This is a genomic window from Myxococcus vastator, from assembly GCF_010894475.1.
Taxonomy (GTDB): domain Bacteria; phylum Myxococcota; class Myxococcia; order Myxococcales; family Myxococcaceae; genus Myxococcus; species Myxococcus vastator.
Genome location: NZ_JAAIYB010000054.1, coordinates 1 through 17,083 on the forward strand (window position 1 = coordinate 1; position 17,083 = coordinate 17,083).

The 17,083-nt window shown below is 70.2% G+C and carries 17 protein-coding genes; 4 read left to right on the top strand and 13 right to left on the bottom strand.

Annotated features, from left to right (window positions below; genetic code table 11):
- The first annotated feature begins 3 nt into the window (after positions 1–3).
- Complete coding sequence (locus G4D87_RS08095) at positions 4–483, top strand: NUDIX hydrolase (protein WP_163780641.1); 480 nt, start codon at positions 4–6, stop codon at positions 481–483.
- Between the two features lie 16 nt (positions 484–499).
- Here the strand turns inward: G4D87_RS08095 and rpoZ are convergent, their stop codons facing one another.
- The 9 genes from rpoZ to G4D87_RS08140 form a co-directional block, all read right to left on the bottom strand.
- On the bottom strand, positions 500–736 hold the full coding sequence (gene rpoZ, locus G4D87_RS08100) for a DNA-directed RNA polymerase subunit omega (RefSeq protein WP_163780601.1): 237 nt from the start codon (positions 734–736) through the stop codon (positions 500–502).
- Between the two features lie 117 nt (positions 737–853).
- Complete coding sequence (locus G4D87_RS08105; protein ID WP_240358103.1) at positions 854–1,204, bottom strand: DoxX family protein; 351 nt, start codon at positions 1,202–1,204, stop codon at positions 854–856.
- Between the two features lie 5 nt (positions 1,205–1,209).
- Positions 1,210–2,847: a phosphoglucomutase (alpha-D-glucose-1,6-bisphosphate-dependent) gene (pgm, locus tag G4D87_RS08110; RefSeq protein WP_163780604.1), complete on the bottom strand. Its 1,638-nt coding sequence runs from the start codon at positions 2,845–2,847 to the stop codon at positions 1,210–1,212.
- A 93-nt stretch (positions 2,848–2,940) separates the two neighbouring features.
- Positions 2,941–4,230: an AmpG family muropeptide MFS transporter gene (locus G4D87_RS08115; RefSeq protein WP_163780605.1), complete on the bottom strand. Its 1,290-nt coding sequence runs from the start codon at positions 4,228–4,230 to the stop codon at positions 2,941–2,943.
- A 73-nt stretch (positions 4,231–4,303) separates the two neighbouring features.
- Positions 4,304–5,263 (bottom strand): hypothetical protein, encoded by a 960-nt coding sequence (locus G4D87_RS08120; RefSeq protein WP_240358101.1) that lies wholly within the window; start codon positions 5,261–5,263, stop codon positions 4,304–4,306.
- Positions 5,264–5,274: 11 nt separating this feature from the next.
- Positions 5,275–6,870, bottom strand: a complete 1,596-nt coding sequence (locus tag G4D87_RS08125) for a caspase family protein (protein ID WP_163780609.1) — start codon at positions 6,868–6,870, stop codon at positions 5,275–5,277.
- Complete coding sequence (locus G4D87_RS08130; protein ID WP_163780611.1) at positions 6,867–7,646, bottom strand: zf-HC2 domain-containing protein; 780 nt, start codon at positions 7,644–7,646, stop codon at positions 6,867–6,869. Before G4D87_RS08130 ends, G4D87_RS08125 begins: the two co-directional genes overlap by 4 nt.
- Positions 7,643–8,185 (bottom strand): RNA polymerase sigma factor, encoded by a 543-nt coding sequence (locus G4D87_RS08135; RefSeq protein ID WP_205507476.1) that lies wholly within the window; start codon positions 8,183–8,185, stop codon positions 7,643–7,645. The genes G4D87_RS08130 and G4D87_RS08135 overlap by 4 nt, the downstream gene beginning before the upstream one ends.
- Positions 8,186–8,207: 22 nt before the next feature.
- Positions 8,208–9,188, bottom strand: coding sequence for a hypothetical protein (locus G4D87_RS08140; RefSeq protein ID WP_163780614.1), 981 nt, complete (start codon positions 9,186–9,188; stop codon positions 8,208–8,210).
- 207 nt (positions 9,189–9,395) lie between these two features.
- Here G4D87_RS08140 and G4D87_RS08145 point away from each other — a divergent pair, with 207 nt between their 5' ends.
- Positions 9,396–10,253 carry a nucleotidyltransferase gene (locus G4D87_RS08145; protein ID WP_371928504.1) on the top strand — a complete coding sequence of 286 codons (858 nt, stop codon included), beginning with the start codon at positions 9,396–9,398 and terminating at the stop codon, positions 10,251–10,253.
- Positions 10,237–10,941: a metallophosphoesterase family protein gene (locus G4D87_RS08150; RefSeq protein ID WP_163780618.1), complete on the top strand. Its 705-nt coding sequence runs from the start codon at positions 10,237–10,239 to the stop codon at positions 10,939–10,941. Before G4D87_RS08145 ends, G4D87_RS08150 begins: the two co-directional genes overlap by 17 nt.
- A gap of 53 nt (positions 10,942–10,994) precedes the next feature.
- Here G4D87_RS08150 and G4D87_RS08155 read toward each other — a convergent pair whose 3' ends face one another.
- From G4D87_RS08155 to G4D87_RS08170, 4 genes are read right to left on the bottom strand one after another with little or no spacing between them, the layout of a single operon-like run.
- Entirely contained in the window at positions 10,995–12,533 is a 1,539-nt protein-coding gene (locus tag G4D87_RS08155; RefSeq protein WP_163780620.1) for a DUF4340 domain-containing protein, read from the bottom strand.
- On the bottom strand, positions 12,530–14,101 hold the full coding sequence (locus G4D87_RS08160) for a GldG family protein (protein WP_163780622.1): 1,572 nt from the start codon (positions 14,099–14,101) through the stop codon (positions 12,530–12,532). The genes G4D87_RS08155 and G4D87_RS08160 overlap by 4 nt, the downstream gene beginning before the upstream one ends.
- A gap of 1 nt (position 14,102) precedes the next feature.
- On the bottom strand, positions 14,103–14,906 hold the full coding sequence (locus tag G4D87_RS08165) for an ABC transporter permease (protein WP_163780624.1): 804 nt from the start codon (positions 14,904–14,906) through the stop codon (positions 14,103–14,105).
- A 30-nt stretch (positions 14,907–14,936) separates the two neighbouring features.
- On the bottom strand, positions 14,937–15,659 hold the full coding sequence (locus tag G4D87_RS08170; RefSeq protein ID WP_163780643.1) for an ABC transporter ATP-binding protein: 723 nt from the start codon (positions 15,657–15,659) through the stop codon (positions 14,937–14,939).
- 151 nt (positions 15,660–15,810) lie between these two features.
- Between G4D87_RS08170 and G4D87_RS08175 the strand changes: the two genes are divergently transcribed.
- On the top strand, positions 15,811–17,004 hold the full coding sequence (locus tag G4D87_RS08175) for an aspartate kinase (protein WP_163780626.1): 1,194 nt from the start codon (positions 15,811–15,813) through the stop codon (positions 17,002–17,004).
- Positions 17,005–17,083 lie beyond the last annotated feature (79 nt).

Here is a 17,083-nt window from a genome sequence, read left to right on the forward strand (position 1 = left end):
GGTATGCCACGCGAGGCGTCCGCAGGCGGTGTCGTCATCCGGGAGAGTGCCGGCCACTGGGAGGTGGCCGTCATCCGTCCCCATGGCCGCACCTTGTGGGCGCTCCCCAAGGGGCACGTGGACCCAGGTGAGTCGCCGGAGCAGACGGCGAGCCGCGAGGTGCGTGAGGAGACGGGGCTGTCCGTGTCGCTCATGGCCCCGCTGGGCGAGATTCGCTACGTGTACCAGTTCCGCGGACAGCGCATCTTCAAGCGCGTGCACTTCTTCCTGTTCCGCTATCAGGAGGGAGAGCTGGGGCCGCTGCCGGGGCCGCGCATCGAAGTGGACGAGGTGCGCTGGGTGCCGGTGGTCCAGCTGGTGCCGCTGCTGGGCTACAAAGGAGAGAAGGCCGTCGCCTCGCGGGCGGTGCGCTGGTTGCGCTCCCAGGGCCTGCTCCCCGAAGCCCCCTCCCCGGCGAGCGTTGCCGGGAAGGAAGGGGCCTGAAGGAAGCCGCGGGGACCTACTTGGGCTCGTCGCCCTGGTACTTGCCGGACAGCGCCTCGCGCACGTCACGGTCGAACTTCACGCGGCCGGTGGCCACCTCGCGCAGGGACAGCACGGGGGGCTTGTTCTTGGACTGATCAAGGATGGGGCGGGCACCCGCCATCAGCTGCCGCGCGCGCTTGGCGCCGAGCAGCACCAGCGCGAACCGGTTGTCGACGAGGGGGAGGCAGTCTTCGACGGTAACGCGAGCCATGGAACGTCCTTCGGATTTCGGTGGGGCTACTGGAAGCCTCCCAACCTAAAGAGCACCCCCCCGGCGAGTCAAGGAAGGACGCACCGGAGGGCGGACGGGCGGACAGGCGCTCTCAGCTCAGGTGTACCACCAGGCCCAGAGGATGAGGATCGCCTGCAGGGGCAGCCGCAGCCAGAGCAGGGCCGGGGGGATTTTCCGGAACCGCTCCGGGTGCCGCACCATGTGGAGGTTGGCCGGAAAAACCACGATGAACAGGGCGATGAGGCCCCAGGCGGCCAGCTGGCTCGTCTGGGGGATGACCAGGCCCACGCCCAGCAGCACCTCCGCCACGCCGCTCCAGAACACCAGCGGCCCGTGAAACGGCAGGTACGGGGGCATGATGCGCTGGTACATGCGCGGGTTGCGGAAGTGGTTCAGCCCCGCGCCCACCATCAGCAGGGCGAGCACGTACTGGAGGACGAGCTTCACGCCGCTCAAGTGGACGCGAACGCCTCGCCGACGATGGCGCGCGCCTCCTGGAGGATGGCCTGGAGGTGGGCTTCGTCTCGGAAGCTCTCCGCGTAGATTTTGTAGACGTCCTCGGTGCCGGAGGGCCGCGCGGCGAACCAGCCGTTCTCCGCCACCACCTTGAGCCCGCCGATGTCCGCGTTGTTGCCGGGGGCGCGCGTGAGGCGCTGGAGGATGGGCTCACCGGCCAGCGTGGTGGCCTTCACCGCCTCCGGGGACAGCTTCTTCAGCGCGGCCTTCTGCGCGGCGGTGGCCGGCTGGTCGATGCGCGTGTAGTGCGGCGCGCCGAACCTCGCCGCCAGGGCCTGATAGTGCTCGCCAGGGTCCTTCCCGGTGCGCGCGAGAATCTCCACCGCCAGCAGGTCCAGGATGATGCCGTCCTTGTCCGTGGTCCACACCGTGCCGTCCTTGCGGAGGAAGGACGCGCCGGCGCTCTCCTCGCCGCCGAAGCCGAGCGAGCCGTCCAGCAGCCCGTTCACGAACCACTTGAAGCCCACCGGCACCTCGACGACGCGGCGGCCCAAATCCTTCGCCACGCGGTCGATGAGGCTGCTGCTCACCAGCGTCTTGCCCACCGCGGTGCCGGGCTTCCAGCCGGGCCGGTTGCGATAGAGGTAGTCGATGGCGACCGCCAGGTAGTGGTTCGGGTTCATCAGCCCCAGGCTGCGGGTGACGATGCCGTGCCGGTCCGAGTCCGCGTCGTTGCCGAACGCGATGTCATACGCGTCCTTGAGCCGCACCAGGTTCGCCATGGCATACGGGGACGAGCAGTCCATGCGAATCTTCCCGTCGTGGTCCAGCGGCATGAACCGGAACGTCGGGTCCACCGTGGGGTTCACCACTTGCAGGTTCAGCCCGTAGCGCGCGGCGATGGGCTCCCAGTACGCGACGTTGGAGCCGCCCAGCGGGTCCGCGCCGATGCGTAGCTTCGCGCCGCGCAGGGCCTCCATGTCGATGACGCTGCCCAGGTCCTCCACGTACGGGGTGATGAAGTCATACGGCTTCACCGTGGGCGCGGCGCGCGCGCGCTCGAAAGGGATGCGCTGCACGCCCGCGTTGCCCGCGCCCAGCAGCGCGTTGGCGCGCTTCTCGATGACGGAGGTGACGTTCGTGTCCGCGGGGCCGCCGTTGGGCGGGTTGTACTTGATGCCGCCGTCTTCCGGTGGGTTGTGGGACGGGGTGATGACGATGCCGTCCGCGAGCCCCGCCGCGCGGCCGCGGTTGTACGTGAGGATGGCGTGGGAGATGACGGGCGTGGGCGTGGCGCCGTCCGTGAAGCGCACCTGCACGCCGTTCGCCGCCAGCACCTCCAGCGCCGTCCGCTGCGCGGGGGCGGAGAGGGCGTGGGTGTCCATGCCCAGGAAGAGCGGCCCGTCGATGCCCTGCTGCTGGCGGTACTCACAGAGGGCCTGCGTCACCGCGACGATGTGGCCTTCGTTGAAGCTGTTTCGCGCGGAGGAGCCACGGTGCCCGGAGGTGCCGAAGGCGACGCGCTGCTCCGCCACGCTCACGTCGGGCCGGCCGGAGAAGTATTCGGCGCGCAGCTTCTCGGGGTCGATGAGGAAGTCTTCCGGTGGGGGCTTGCCAGCGAGCGGGTGTGCCATGGCCGCGGAACATAGCCATGCCGCGCGGAGGAAGGCGCGACGATTCTGGCGAGCGTGCACCGCGTTACACCCGGGCCGTGCCGGCCCCGGGACTCAGCGGGCCGCGGCCACCGCGCTGGACGAGGACTCGCCCTGGGGCTCGGGCTCCGGGGCCTCGTCGGCCGGGGCGGCGGCGTTCTCCGGGAGGAACGCGAGCAGCACCAGCGCGGGCACGGCGAGCAGCACGGTGCCCGCGAAGAAGGTGGGCCAGCCGAGCCACTCGGCCAGGTAGCCGGAGGAGGCGGAGATGAGGCGGTTGGCCACCGTGCCCAGCGCGGACAGGAGCGCGTACTGCGTGGCGCTGAAGCTCTTGTGGCACAGCGACATCAGGTAGGCGGCGAAGGCCGTCACCGCCAGGCCGCCGCAGAGGTTGTCCACGGTGATGGTGGCCGCCAGCATCAGGTCGTTCTTCCCCACCAGCGCCAGCCCCATGAACATCAGGTTGGTGAGGGCCTGCGCCGCGCCGAAGATGAAGAGGCTGCGCCGCGTGCCCAGCTTCACCATCACCACGCCGGCCAGCAGTCCACCCGCGATGGTGGACACCATGCCCAGGCCCTTGCTGAGCGCGCCAATCTCCGTGTTGGAGAAGCCCAGCTCCTTGTAGAAGGGCGTCACCATGCCAGCGGCGATGGCGTCTCCCAGCTTGTAGAGCACCAGGAAGAGGATGACGGCGACGGCGCCCTTGCGCGTGAAGTACTCCACGAAGGGCTTCACCACCGCGTCCGTCAAATTGCGCGGCGGCTTCGAGCCCTGGGGCTCCGAGGCCAGGAGCGTGGCCACCACGCCCACGGACATCAGCAGGCCCATGATGAAGTACGTCTGGGACCAGCCGGTGAGGTCCGACAGCGTCAGGGCCAGGGCGCCCGCGGTGAGCATGCCCAGGCGGTAGCCGGTGATGTACGTGGAGTTGCCGAGCCCGCGCTCCTCCACGGGGAGGATGTCCGTGCGCCACGCGTCCGCGACGATGTCCTGGCTGGCGGACAGGAACGTCACCAGCACCGCCAGGGCGGCCATGCTCACCGGCGCGTCCTTGGGATTCACCAGGCCCATGGCGGCAATGGCCCCCATGAGCAGCACCTGCGTCACCAGCATCCACCCGCGCCGCCGGCCCAGGAAGGGCAGGGTGTAGCGGTCCATCAACGGCGCCCAGAGCACCTTGAAGGTGTACGGCATGCTCACGAGGCCGAAGACGCCAATCGTCTTCAAGTTGACGCCTTCGTCCTTCATCCACGCCGACAGCGTGACGCCTGTCAGCCACAGGGGCAGGCCGGAGGCGAAACCAACGGCGACGAGCAGCCAGATGCGCCGGCTCTTGAGCACTTCAAGGATGGAGGGCTTGGACATGGAGGACTGCGGCCAGCATAGAGAATCCACCCCGCGCGTCACCATTCATGCGCGGGAATGTCCGCTCGGCTGCCTAGCCGTCCAGCGCGGAGAAGTCCGGGCAGGTGGCGCGCTCGCCCTCGGTGGGATTGAAGAAGTCCCAGCTGCGCGCCGTGAAGGTGACGCGGCCCTGTCCGTCCCAGCACTCGGTGTACTTCGCGCCCCGGATGTCGCCGCTCAGCACGTCCAGCACCGCCATGCCCCGGCCGTCCGGGGACCAGCGCGTCGTCAGGCTCAGGTCCTCCAGCAGCCCGCCCGGCACCAGGTCCTGCCCGGGCATCAGGAACTGCATCTCCCCCAGGCTGTCCTGGGCCTCGCGGTACGTGTACCGCGCCACGGGGAAGGCGCCGTCCCTGGGCGTGAAGGCCAGCTCCACCCGGGTGGGCAGCGCCTTCGTCTGATAGTGGATGTCCAGCCGCCGGAGCGCCGCCACGTCGTTGGCGGGCAGGCCCTCCTGCTGCGCCCGCTCCACGTCCAGGTGGAGGCTCCCCACGCCCTTGCGGATGCCGGCGTCCGCTTCGAAGGTGCCGCTCAGGAAGGCCCACCACCCGGCCTCGTCCGCGCCCGTCTTCCGGTACTCGAGCCGGTAGTCGAAGTTCAGCGCCGCGCGTGTCATCACGAAGCGGACGTCGTGGCCCGCGTGGCGTGGGTCCCGGTAGGGCCCCCACACCCGACGGTCCGGCTCGCGCGTCGTCGGGGGCTGGCTCCGGATGTCCTCCAACAGGGAGAGGAGGGCGTCCACGCTCGCGTTGAAGGCGCGCCCTGTCTCCTCCGTGTCACCCATCAGCTTGGAGGGCTCGCCCAGGCGCACCACCAGCGCGGAGGGACGCGTCACCTGCCCTCCGCCCGAGCGCCCCGCGCTCTTCGCGGGCAGCTTCGCGGCCAGGTCCTCGCGCCGCGGCAGCGCGTTGAGGAACTCCAGGTCGTCGTTGGAGAAGTCGCCGCCGCACGCGGCCAGCGCCAGGCACAGACCGGCCACCATGACGTTTCGCATCGCGTGCTCCTTCATGGCTGGTACGTCACCAGCGCGCCCAGCTCCCAGAAGCCCAAGGAGCGTTGCGCATCGACGTTGTAGAGCAGGTAGTGGGTCCGGGCTCGCGCCGTGAGGTGCAGCCGGGACAGGGGATTCCAGCGGATGCCCGCCACCAGGCCGGGAGAGAACATGGCGAACCGCTGGTCCGGGAGGGCTTCGTCCTCGAAGTCGCGGCGCATGAGGAGCCACGCCATCCGCGCGCCCAGGAAGGGCGCCACGCGGCCCATGGGCCACTCGGACGTCAGGGACGTGCCCACGCTCGTCATCGCGTAGCGGTACCCCGGGCCCGTCAGCGTCGGGAGCATCAGCACCGCCCGCCGGCTGCCCAGGGCCACGTCCAGCCCCCAGACCCAGTCTCGGCGGAAGTAGTCATGGAGCTGGGCCTCCGCGCCCACCATCCCCACCGACAGGAACAGCGAGTCGCGCGTGGGCGCGTCGAAGTAGGACTGCACGCCGCCCGCCAGCCCCAGCGTCCACCACGCGCCATCCGCGCGCAGTCCGCCCTTCACCGGGTCGTCGGAGAAGGGCGCGTCCTGGAGCCGCGCCTCGTGCAACACCGCCGGATGGCCGCGTCGCACCTCCACCTCGCCGATGCGCAGCCGGTCCGGGAGCCGGCGCTTCACGCGGTAGGTGCCCGGCGCCAGCGCCACGCGCCGCTCCACGTCCGCCGCCTTGTCCAGCTCCGCCACGACGAGGCCCCCCGGGTCCACGAAGTAGTAGGTGCCCACCGGCGCCGCGCCCGGGACGATGAGCCCTCCGCCGCTGGCGCGCAGGTCCGTGAGGACCAGGTCTCCGTTGCCCGCCAGGTCGTAGCTGAACGTCGGATGCTGTGGCCCCGCGCTGCTGGCCGCCGTGTCCGCCACCGTGCGGGCATAGGCGTGGGAGTACGCCTCGAAGAGCGTCACCCGGCCGTCGCCGCTGCGGTCCGCGTCTCCCAGCAGCCCGCTGGCCAGGTGGTGGGAGAAGTAGCTGCCCGCCAGCGCGTCCGACTCCTGCGAGTCCTCGTCCGCCGCGCTGGAGGTGAGGATGACCAGCCCGCGCGCGTCGCGGCTCGCCCCTGACTCGATGTCGAACGCCGGGGCCCGCCGCGCGCCCTTGGTGCGCGTCATCGCGCCGGAGCGGCATGAATCCAGGACGGCGATGCGGATGTCCGAGGAGGCCTCCGCGAGCCGGCGCTTGAGGTCGTCGAACCCCAGCCGCGTGTCGCCCAGCCGCAGCGCGCCGTCCTTGGCGTGGCCGGAGTAGTAGACGAACAGCGCGGTGCGTTCGCCCCGAGCCCGGGCCGCGCGGGCGCGCTGCTCCAGCTCCGCCAGGGCCGCCAGGAAGTCCCGCGCGTCTTCGTTCAGCAGCAGCTTCGCGTCCACGGGCGCCACGCCGCCCAGGCGGAGCAGCAGCGCGTGCATCTTCCGGGCGTCGTCCCGGGCGAAGCGCAGCGGACGCGTGTCGGCGCCGCCCTGGTCGTTGCCGGCCACCAGCGCGAAGCGGCGCAGCGTGTCCGCGTCCGCGGCGGAGGCCGCCAGGGCGAGCACCAGCGCCAGGGCGCGCGTGAGACAGGGCAGACGGCTCATGGCTTCCGCAGCACCCAGTGTGTCTGCGCTCCGGGGACTTCCAGCTCGTCCATCCGTTCGACGTCGCCATCCGCCTGGGCAAAGGCGCGCCGGGCGGCTTCCACCAGCGTCTCCTGGGGCAGGGGCTCATCGCTCAGCACGACGATGACGCGCTCCGCTCCGGAGCCGGTGAACTCCCATCCTCCGGGCAGCCAGTGCTGCCGGCCGCCGGAGGCCACGGGCGCGCTGGCCCCGTCCTCCGGATGCAGCGGCGTCACCTCTCCAATGGCGTCCACCGACAGCGCGGCCACGTAGCGGTGCGTTCCCGCCTTGTAGCCCAGCATCACCCGCTCACCCGGCTCTATCGCTTCGGGCCTGCCTGGAATGGCCTCCCGCTGCGGGCCCAGCCCCCCGCCGATGCGCAGCTCCGCCGTCGCGCCGCCCTTGAGGCGGTTGAGCCCCCCGGTGTCTCCGGACTCGGCGCTGGAGCCCAGGAGCGGGCGCACCAGCACCACGACCAGCAGGGACGCGGCGATGGCCACCGTCGTCGCCACCCAGCGGCGCGGCGGCGGACGGGCGGCGTCCCGCTGCCGCCGCAGGGCCTGCTCCACGCCGGCCTCGAAGCGCTCGAAGGGGACGTCCGCTTCGAACCGCGCCTGGGCTTCATGGATGCCGCGCAGGGCCTGGGCGCAGGCCTCGCACGAGGCCGCATGGGCCTGGACGCGGGCGGCCTCGGTGGCGGCCAGCTCTCCGGCGCTCAGCCTGCGCAGCGTCCATTCCGATTCGTGCGCGCTCATGGGACCTTCAGCTCCTCTCCGCCCAGCGCCGCGAAGTGCTCCAGCCGCTTGCGGATGGTGGGCACCGAGCGGCCCAGCAGCGCGGCCACTTCTTCCAGCGTCATTCCATCGACGTGGTAGTGGATGGCGGCCGCCTGCGTCTCCACGTCCACGCGCGCCAGCAGCCGGCGCACCAGGTCCCGCGTCTCCATGGCCTCCTGTCCGCCATGGCCTTCGGGACGGGCGGCGGCGTCCCGTTCGAACCACTGCCGCCAGCCGGCGCGCTCGCCGCGGAGCTGGTTGAGGCAGTGGTGGGTGGCAATCTTCATCAGCCACGTCAGCGGCGAGGACTCCGCGCGGAAGTCCTCGCCGTGCGTGAGGGCGCGGGCGAACACGTCGTGCATCGCATCCTCCGCCTTCGTCGCGTCCTTCAACAGGTAGCGGCAGCGCCCCAGCACGCTGCCGCCATGTTTCATATACAACTCCCGCAGGAAGGCCCGCCGGTCCTGTCGAGGACCGCCTGGAATCACCTGGAGGAGTGGCCGGCTCGTTCCCGTCACACGGCGCAGACTACCGCGTGCGTCACAGCGTGGAGTAGACGGCGGTGCTGAAGTTTCCGCAGGCGCTCAGCTCGCCATAACCCAGGACCGGATTGACGCTGATGGCGAAGTAGGCGCTCAGGAAGCGGCTGTCCCAGCATTCACTCAGCGTGGCCTCACCGAACAGGTCCCCGCCCGACAGCTTGATGTCCGCGCGGCCCGCGCCCGTCGCCTCCCAGCGGCTCTTGATGGCCAGGTTCTCCAGCGCCGCGCGGCGCGGGTCCGTGTCGATGTCCTTGCGGATGACGAAATCCAGCTCGCCGCCCACGCCGTCACCCTGCTTGAAGCGATAGACGGCGTCCACGCGGGCGTCCGGGCGCTCCTCGTCGCGAATCTGGTGGAGGTCCGCCTCCACGGAGGACTCGCCCGCTCCGGCGACGCGCGCGTAGCGAATCTCCGCGGTGCCCACGTCGTCGCCCGTGGCGCCGGGCAGCGTGCTCGCCCGGTCCCAGTCGATGAGGAACTCACCGGAGCCGTGGCCCGCGACGCGCTCACCGTCAGCGTCCACCGAGGCGGTGTGCGCGCCGGAGAGGAAGGCCACGAAGGCGCTGTCCGCCTCGTTCTTGTCCTGGCCCTCCAGGACCCAGGTGTAGCTGTGGTCGCCCGTGCGGGTGACGGTCAGCCTCCACGCCACCGCGTCGAGCGGGCCGGCATGGGGGCCCCACACGGCCACGTCTCCATCGATGGAGGTGGGGACGTGCTGGACGATGTCCTCGATGAGGTTGAGCACGCCCACCGTGCCGAGGTTGACGGTGGCCGCCGCCGCCACCGTCGCCCGGTAGTACTCCGCCTGTTCGCCTTCACCGTAGAAGGCCGTCAGCCCCTGCCCGTTGTTCCGGGAGGGCGAGCGCATCTCCACCATCTCCTTGGAGGGCAGCCCTTCCCGGAAGGCGTCTTCGTCGCTCGTCGCGTTGTCACAACCCGTCATCAGCAGGGCGGCACACAGCAGGCTCTTGCGCAGCATGGTTCACGTTCCCTTCGAACGGCCCCCGGCGGGCCGTGCAGCAGCGTGTCTGCCTTCATGGACACAGCCCGGCCGGAAAACGGAAAAGGCGCCCGCACGGTGCGCGAAACGTCCGGAATCACGATGTTTGTAGGTTGGTTGCCCGCTCCCCAGGCATCTATTCCGCGCCGGCGGACGGCCGAATTTCTCAGTTCCTACCTTTCGGCCATGGAAAAGAGACACCCCAACCATCCCGGCGAGATGGGTACGGACGCGCAGCTGGCCGAGCATGAGCGGGCCCCGGACGAAATCAACGCCCGGGCCAGGGCCGTCGGGCTGCTCAAAGACGCAGGGGTGCCCTTCGTCGTGGGCGGTGCCTACGCCTATGCGACGTACACCGGCATCTACCGCGACACGAAAGATTTGGACCTCTTCCCCCGGAAGGCGGACGCGCTGCGGGCGCTGCAAGTCCTGGAGAAGGACGGCTGGCGCACCGAGCGCGCGGACGAGGTCTGGCTCTACAAGGCCTTCAAGGGCGACTACTTCGTCGACTTCATCTTCTCCTCCGGCAACGGCGTGGCGGTGGTGGACGACGCGTGGTTCGAACACGCTCCGAGCGCCACCATCTTCGGGCATGAGTGTCTGGTGGCCCCCGCGGAGGAGATGATCTGGTCCAAGGCGTTCGTGAACGAGCGCGAGCGCTATGACGGCGCGGACGTGAACCACCTGCTGCTGAAGGCGGGCCGGAACATGGACTGGGAGCGGATGTTGCGCCGCTTCGACCGGTATTGGGAGGTCCTGCTCAGCCACCTGATGATGTTCCGCTTCGCCTATCCGTCCGAGCGGGACGCCATTCCCGAATGGGTGATGGCGGAGCTGATGAGTCGCACGCTGCACACCCTGCGCGAGGGGCGCTGGGAAGAGAAGCTGTGCCGCGGCAACCTGATTTCCCGCGTGAACTATCACGTGGACATCCACCACTGGGGCTTTGGTGACGGGAGGTCCTGGGACGAAAACGAACGACAGCGGGAGGACGAGAGTGGCGCGCGATCCGGGCTCGAAAATTCGGTTGGCGGCGGTCGGTGACCTGCACTGCCGGGAGGACCACCACGGCCGCTTCCGGCACCTGGTCAAGCAGGTGAACGCCACGGCGGACCTGCTCGTGTTGTGCGGCGACCTCACGGACCGCGGAATGATTGAAGAGGGCAAGGTGCTGGCGGAGGAGCTGTCCGCGCTCCGCGTCCCCTGCGCGGCGGTGCTGGGCAACCACGACTACGAGCACAACCAGGTGAAGGAGATTTGCGGCGAGCTGGCCAAGGTCGGCGTCCACATCCTGGACGGGGACCACTTCATCTTCGAGAAGGTGCTGGGCGTGGCGGGCGTGAAGGGCTTTGGCGGCGGCTTCGGCAACGCGACGCTCCAGGCCTTTGGCGAGGGCCAGACGAAGGGCTTCGTGCAGGAGGCCGTCACGGAGTCGCTCAAGCTGGAGGCCGCGCTGAGCCACCTCGACATGGAGAAGAAGGTGGTCATCATGCACTACGCCCCGGTGCCGGAGACGCTGGAGGGGGAGAACATCGAGATTCGCCCCTTCCTGGGCACCAGCCGCCTGTCCATGCCCATTGACCACTATGGCGCGGAGGCGGTGTTCCACGGCCACGCGCACCACGGCGCCCGCAGCGGGAAGACGAAGAGCGGCATCCCCGTCTACAACGTGGCCATGCCCCTGCTGGCGAAGCACACCCCGGACCAGCGGTATGTGTTGCTGGAGGTGTAGGCCCCCCCGCGGCGCAGCGCGGGGGCGTCACTCAGTCACTCAATGGAGGGCGCTCAGGGCGCCTGCTCCGTCTTCGCGGGCGGCTTCGGCGCGTCGGGGGTCGGCGCTGTTTCCATCAAGTCCTCGGGTCGGGTGGGCAACGTCAGGCGTGACTCGGGCACCTTGAGGACGTCGGGGCCAGCGCCGCGAGCGTAGCGCGTGCCGGGCTCGTCGGGCACGTCAGTGCCCAGCCAGAGCCGCGCCAGCTCACGTCCATCCGCGTCCAACAGCACGGCACCGGGCGAGTCCGCCGTCACGCCATACCGGGCCCAGTCCTTGGGGTTCGTCTCGCCAGCGCCCGTCGCCTTCAGACCTTCCAGCGCGCGCAGCAGCGAGGCGAGCTTGAAGTGCTGTGCCTTGCCCCGCCGCGGGGACTCCATGTCCCAGTGTCCGGCGCCTTCGGTGGCATCCGACGTGTTCACCACGGTGATGGCGGGCGCGCCACCTCCCGGGTGGAACACGATGCGGCGGACGTCCTGGCGCCGGAACTCCAGCACGCGCCGGTCCTTCAACTCCCGGGCGCTCACGTCCAGCACGCCGAGGGCGTCCTCGGGCACCTCGCCCAGCACCGCTTGCGTCCCCTGTTCGCGCAACGCATAGGCGCGCACGGCGCCGTCGTCCGTCACGCGGGACATCCGCACTCGCACCGGCTCGCCCGGGCCGCCGGTGAAGCGGGCTTCCACCACCGGCGTCTCCAGCCCCAACCGCTTCCGTGTCTCCGGTGTGTCTTCGGGGAAGGAGAGTGCCCGCTGCTCCACCAAGGCCTTCACCAGGTCCGCGACACGCGTCGCGTTCGCGTTGGCGGCCAGCGGGGAGACCAGCCGCCAGCCCGCGCCGTCCGCGTCCCGCGTCAGTTGATACGCACCCTGCGGCGCCTTCACGTCGATGCCCTTCAGCGCACGCGCGTCCAGGGGCGCCAGGAGGTCCTTGGCGCGCAGGGCGAAGGTGTCCCGGTCCAGGGCCCAGCGCACCGTGCCCGCGGCGGAGTGGACCGCCGGCTCCGCGTCACGGCGCACGTAGACGGAGCCGTCGTAGGTGTTCTCCTTGCCACCATGCAGCGTCACCGTGCGCTGGCGGGCGGGGTCCTTCGCCCCTTGGCCCTGCGCGTCTGGCACATAGGCCCGGGCCGTGACGGTGAAGAGGGGCGGCTTCAGGCCATACGCGTCCAGGTCGGCGTCGGTGGGCGCCTCCTTCACGGTGGCGCTGAAGCTCGAAGACGCCAGCGTGCCGAGGATGGACTCCACCACGGCCGCCTCAGCGCGCGCGGCCACGGGCGCCGTCAACTTCCACGTACCGTCCTGCGCGCGAACCAGCTCCGTGGTGGCGCCCCGAGCCCTCACCGTCAGGTGGGTGAAGACGGGCTCCGCGGGCGCTCCTTCGTCCTGACCGCGCGTCTCCTCCGTCCCCGTGACGAAGAGGCGCTGCTGGGCGTCGGCGCTCCGCCGGGCCTCGCTCGCGTCGGACGCCTTCTCCCCGGGACAGGCCGCGAGCCCCAGGCCCGCCGTGACGACGGTGAGGGTGCTCCACCGCCACCTTCCTCCACGCGGCGTCACTTGTTGCGCCTCGACAGCCAGATGGCCAGGCCCACGCCCAGCAGCGTCAAGGGCATGAGGTCGGTGGCGAAGAAGCGGATGCGGCTGAGCGTCGCCGCGTCCAGCTCCAGCGTGGACACCTCGCGGTCCGGCGGGCGGATGGTGACCTTCGTGAGCTGGTTGGACGCCCAGCCCAGCGCGTTCATCACCAGATTGCGGTTGGGCTCATGGCCCCAGTTCGGGTCCAGGAGCAGCTCCGAGTCCCCCATCACCACCAGGCGCGCTTCCTCAAAGCGCTTGCCCGGCGAGGCCTGGGTATCCCGCGTCACGGCGGCTACCAGCACCAACTGGCCCGTCTTCTCGCCATCCGAAGGCACCGCGTTCTCCTCCGGCGTGCTCTCCACCCATCCATGCTGCGACGTGAGGACCACCGGCTGTACCTGGACGCCCGGCGCCATCCCCATGCGCAGCAGGCTCAGGCTGCGCGGGGTGGGGAACTCCACGTTGAGTCCCCGCTGGTGCAGCGGCTTGCCAATCTCGTGGTCGCTGTAGAAGAGCGACAGCACCACGAAGGGATTGCCGCTGTTGTACTGCGCGTCCGCGACGATGCCCTCGTCCACCTGCACGCCGTGCTCGGCCAGCAGCCCGTCCAGGCCGTCACGCAGGCCGGCGTCAGCGAAGTAGAGCATGCGTCCACCGGAGGCCAGGTAGCGCTGGAGTGCCTCCTTCTCCGGCGCGGTATAGGGCGCCCGGGCCCCCGCGATGATGACCAGCGCGGCGTCCCGTGGCACGTCCTGGGCACCCGCGAGGTTCAGCGGCTCCGCGGTGTAGCCCTCCTGGAGCAGCTGCCGCCGGAGCTCGGACAGGCTGGCGCCCGGGTCATTGGGCGGCGCCTGCTCCTTGTCCAGTGGCCACTCCCCGTGGCCGGTGACGAAATAGACCTTCTGGGTGCCCACCGCGTTCAGCTTGAGGACCGCGTGCGTCACCTCCTGCTCGGACACGGTGGCGAGCAGCGTGTGCGTGGCGTGCTCGCCCTCGCCGCGTACCAGCACCACCGCCGTCTGGCCCTCCCGCACCTGGTACTTCGCGGCCAGGTCCGGGGCGCGGCGCGGGTCCTTGAAGGTGTAGTCGAACTTCCCCGGCGCTTCGGCATGGTAGAGCGCGAAGAGCGCTTCCAGCTGGCCGTACTGGGCATGTGCCGGGGTGATGAACGCGATGGCGCGCACCGGGTCGGCAATGGCGGCCAGCGTGGACACTGTCTGTGGCGCCAGCGTGTGGATGCGCGCCTGCGTCAAATCCCAGCGCCGGTTCTGCTTGAAGGCCAGGTAGTTCACCGCCACCAGCCCGGCGAACACGCCCAGGGTGGTGAGCACCGTGGTGGCGAAGAAGCCGCTGGCGCGGCGGGTGGCGAACTGGCCGAACTGCCGGTAGTTCGTCGCGCCGTAGAGGCCCACCAGCACCAGGCCCGCGCCCGCCTTCACGGCGGCGGTGACGGCGCTGTCCGAGGTGACGAGCAGGGTGAACGGACTCGACAGCAACAGCAGCAGTCCGAACGCGCCCAGGACCTTGCCGACGTTGGCGGCCTTCATGTCAGGCCCACCGCTGCGCATCCACCGCGCGGTGGGTGAGGAAGAGGGAGAAGCCGATGACGGAGGCGAAGAACACCAGCGACTGTGCGTCCAGCACGCCCTTGATCATCCCCTGCAACTGGAGGTCACAGGCGACGTAGGACAGCGCGGAGCGCAGCGGCTCCTCCGCGCGCCGGGCCACCTGGCCCAGCAGCATCCACGCCAGCAGGACACAGAAGGTGAGGAAGGCCGCCAGCATCTGGCTCTCCGTCAGCGCGGAGATGAACAGGCCCACGGCCATGCAGGTGGCGCCCCAGAGCAGCAGCGCGCCGTAGCCCAGCAGGACGGTGGACCACTCCAGCGCCGGCCCGGACTCGCTGTGGCCCAGCACGGAGAGCAGCAATGGGAAGACGAGCGTGAGCGCCAGCGTGGCGGAGATGACGCCCAGGCCGCCCAGGTACTTGCCCAGCACGATTTCAATGGGCCGCACCGGGGCCGTCATCAGCAGCTCGAAGGTGCGGTTGCGCTTCTCCTCCGCGAACAGCCGCATGGACAGGAACGGCGTGACGACCAGGGTGATGACCAGGACGCTGCCCCACAGCTCCACCACCACCCCGTCCGTGAGGTTGCGGTACATGTTGAAGTCCGGGGACATCTGCGCCCAGCCCACCCGGCGCGCCACGCCCTGGACGTCGTTGAACGCCCGCAGCAGGTCCGTGAAGTAGAAGGCCGTCAGCGCCGCCATCGCCGTGAAGACGGCGTAGGCCCACGGCGTGGTGAAGGCGACGGACAGTTCCTTGCGGGCAATCGCCAGGGCGGTGCGCATGGAGGCAGGGTCCTTGAAAGGGGGCCGCGCTCAGGCGGCGGTCAGCTTGATGAAGACTTCTTCCAGCGACGCGTTCTCCGCCTGCCCGTGGAGGCGGGCCAGCTGGGAGATGTCGTCGTACGCGGCCATCTTCCCCTGGTGGATGATGAGCACCTTCTGGCACGTCATCGTGACCTCCGGGAGGATGTGCGTGGAGAGGATGACGGTGTGCTGGCCGGCCAGGCCCTTGATGAGGGCGCGAAGCTCGGCGCGCTGCGCGGGGTCCAGGCCCTCCGTGGGCTCGTCCAGGATGAGCACCGGCGGTGAGCCGAGCAGCGCCTGGGCGATTCCCACGCGCTGCTTGTAGCCCTTGGACAGGTTCTGGATGACGCGGTCCATGACGTGCGTCACCCCCATGAGGGTGGCCACCCGCTCCAGCTCGGCCTTGAGGGCGCTCCCCGACAGCCCCTTCAGCGAGGCCACGAAGCGCAGGTAGCCCCGCACCGTCATCTCCACGTAGAGCGGCGGCAGCTCCGGCAGGTAGCCGATGCGGCGCTTCACCTCGAGCGGCTGCGCCTCGACGTCATAACCCCCGACGCGGACCACCCCCTCCGACGGCGGGAGGAAGCCGGTGAGGATTTTCATGGTGGTGGACTTGCCCGCCCCGTTGGGGCCGAGGAACCCGAGAATCTCACCCGCCTCGACCTGGAAGGTGAGGTCGTCCACGGCCACCCGCTCTCGGTATCGCTTGGTGAGGTGCTGGACCTCGATCATCGGCATGGGCGCGGTATTAAACCCGACATTGGCGTGTCAAGGCGACACCGACTGCGTGTGTGGGCGTCGTCCAGCGGCTGGCCAGACTTCTGCAGGGAGGCCCACGCGTGTGGTTTTCCGGACACACCGAACAGGGGTAGTGAGTCGAATCATGCCAATCGTGGTCCAGAAGTACGGCGGCTCGTCGGTCGCCGGCGTGGAGAAGCTCCGCAAGGTCGCCCAGCGGGTGAAGGACAAGCGCGAGGCGGGCTATCAGGTGGTGGTGGTGGTGAGCGCCATGGGCGACACCACGGACGAGCTGCTGGCGCTGGCCAAGGGCGTCTCGGCGGACCCGCCGCGCCGCGAGCTGGACATGCTGCTCACGTGTGGCGAGCGCATCTCCATGGCGCTGCTCTCCATGGCGCTCCAGGAGCTGGACGTGCCGGCCATCAGCTTCACCGGCAGCCAGAGCGGCATCATCACCACGGACGCGCACGCGCAGGCCCGCATCGTGGAGGTGCGCCCGTACCGCATCCACGACGAGCTGGCGCGGGGCAAGGTCGTCATCGTCGCGGGCTACCAGGGCGTCTCCTTCAAGAAGGAAGTGACGACGCTGGGGCGCGGCGGCTCGGACACGACGGCGGTGGCGCTGGCGGCGGCGCTGGACGCGGAGGCGTGTGAAATCTACTCGGACGTGGACGGCGTGTTCAGCGCGGACCCCCGCGTGGTGCCGGACGCGCGCAAGCTGGAGTCGCTGAGCTACGACGAGATGCAGGAGCTGGCGAGCGCGGGCGCCAAGGTGCTCAACGCGCAGGCGGTGGAGTGGGCCAAGGCCCGGGGCATCACCATCCTCGCGCGCACCGCGCACGGCCAGGGAACGGGCACGGCGGTCCAGGAGCTGGCCGTCCCCACCGACAGCCGGCTCAAGGGCGTCACCGCCGACGCGGAGATGGCCGTGCTGTCCGCCGCGGAGCCTGTCCGCCTGCCCGAGCTGCTGGAGTTCCTGGACGCGCGCGCCGTCCGCGGTCGGACGCTGGACTTCGAGGGCCCGGCGGGCGGGCCTCGCCGGACGGCCATCACCGTGCCCCTGGCGGACATCCATGGTGCGGAGGCGCTGCGCCGGGAGCTGGCCACGCGCTTCGGTGACGCGGTGTCCTGGCGCGAGGACCTGGGCACCGTCACCTGCGTGGGCGTGGGGTTGAACGCGGACTGGGCGCCGCTGCGCCGCGCGCTGGCCGCCGCCGAGGAGCTGGGGGCGCACGTCCACGCGGCCCATACGTCGCCTTTGCAACTGACGCTGCTGGTGGACAAAGCCCACCTGAAGGCGCTGACGGCCCGGCTGCACCGGGAGCTCCTGGGAGGGTAGGCCGTTTCCCACCCTGGGCGTTTGTCCGGGTGATCCATCCCAATTCATTGCTCCAGGAGGGCACCCGCTTCCCTCCCGG

Excerpts from the sequence above, each read along its gene's own strand:
- G4D87_RS08125 (WP_163780609.1), bottom strand. The coding sequence starts at position 6,870 with ATGAGCCGTCTGCCCTGTCTCACGCGCGCCCTGGCGCTGGTGCTCGCC.
- pgm (WP_163780604.1), bottom strand. The coding sequence starts at position 2,847 with ATGGCACACCCGCTCGCTGGCAAGCCCCCACCGGAAGACTTCCTCATC.
- G4D87_RS08115 (WP_163780605.1), bottom strand. The coding sequence starts at position 4,230 with ATGTCCAAGCCCTCCATCCTTGAAGTGCTCAAGAGCCGGCGCATCTGG.
- G4D87_RS08120 (WP_240358101.1), bottom strand. The coding sequence starts at position 5,263 with ATGCGAAACGTCATGGTGGCCGGTCTGTGCCTGGCGCTGGCCGCGTGC.
- G4D87_RS08160 (WP_163780622.1), bottom strand. The coding sequence starts at position 14,101 with ATGAAGGCCGCCAACGTCGGCAAGGTCCTGGGCGCGTTCGGACTGCTG.
- G4D87_RS08145 (WP_371928504.1), top strand. The coding sequence starts at position 9,396 with ATGGAAAAGAGACACCCCAACCATCCCGGCGAGATGGGTACGGACGCG.
- G4D87_RS08140 (WP_163780614.1), bottom strand. The coding sequence starts at position 9,188 with ATGCTGCGCAAGAGCCTGCTGTGTGCCGCCCTGCTGATGACGGGTTGT.
- G4D87_RS08165 (WP_163780624.1), bottom strand. The coding sequence starts at position 14,906 with ATGCGCACCGCCCTGGCGATTGCCCGCAAGGAACTGTCCGTCGCCTTC.
- rpoZ (WP_163780601.1), bottom strand. The coding sequence starts at position 736 with ATGGCTCGCGTTACCGTCGAAGACTGCCTCCCCCTCGTCGACAACCGG.
- G4D87_RS08130 (WP_163780611.1), bottom strand. The coding sequence starts at position 7,646 with ATGAGCGCGCACGAATCGGAATGGACGCTGCGCAGGCTGAGCGCCGGA.
- G4D87_RS08170 (WP_163780643.1), bottom strand. The coding sequence starts at position 15,659 with ATGATCGAGGTCCAGCACCTCACCAAGCGATACCGAGAGCGGGTGGCC.
- G4D87_RS08095 (WP_163780641.1), top strand. The coding sequence starts at position 4 with ATGCCACGCGAGGCGTCCGCAGGCGGTGTCGTCATCCGGGAGAGTGCC.
- G4D87_RS08175 (WP_163780626.1), top strand. The coding sequence starts at position 15,811 with ATGCCAATCGTGGTCCAGAAGTACGGCGGCTCGTCGGTCGCCGGCGTG.